This is a genomic window from Bradyrhizobium sp. sGM-13, assembly GCF_018398875.1.
GTDB lineage: Bacteria > Pseudomonadota > Alphaproteobacteria > Rhizobiales > Xanthobacteraceae > Bradyrhizobium.
The window spans coordinates 1-440 of sequence record NZ_JAGWDK010000197.1 but is presented as its reverse complement, the minus strand read 5'-3'; the positions used below and the strand labels follow the sequence as shown (position 1 = coordinate 440).

Below are 440 nucleotides of genomic sequence, written 5' to 3'. Positions count from 1 at the left end.
CAATCGCCATCCCGTCGTCCATACTTGGTCCTACAAACTCGCCGACGCCGCCTGACATGATTCGAACCAAGAAAACGATGATCTAGTATTCCACATCTGGACGAGGAACAATAATGAAGGCCGATATGTCAGCGCATGATGTAACCGAAGCTGAAGAAGCAGCCGCAACTTCTGGAGGGTGGGTTCTCGAATTACTTGCAGCGGTTGTTGCAACAATGTTCGCAGCTGTAACTGCATGGGAGATAATGCGTTAGTGGCGGCTTTCGGGTCTGAGAACAATGGGTGGCGCACACTCCCCGTGCGTCGCTCATTAGTCGTTTGGAAGCGCTAATCATCATAAAAGCCGTGACACAACTATTATGACTGATGTCTTACTGCCTCCGGAGGTGCCGTCCGGGAAGTGGTGGGAATTTGGCGTGGCGCATTCTCCGGGAACATGA

1 protein-coding gene is annotated in these 440 nt (G+C 51.8%); it reads left to right on the top strand.

Annotation, left to right across the window (positions count from 1 at the left end; genetic code table 11):
• The first annotated feature begins 113 nt into the window (after positions 1–113).
• On the top strand, positions 114–254 hold the full coding sequence (locus KJQ96_RS38755; RefSeq protein ID WP_213256461.1) for a hypothetical protein: 141 nt from the start codon (positions 114–116) through the stop codon (positions 252–254).
• Positions 255–440: the final 186 nt, after the last annotated feature.

What these genes read in the sequence shown, in the direction of transcription:
- KJQ96_RS38755 (WP_213256461.1), top strand. Translation starts at nt 114, where the DNA reads ATGAAGGCCGATATGTCAGCGCATGATGTAACCGAAGCTGAAGAAGCA.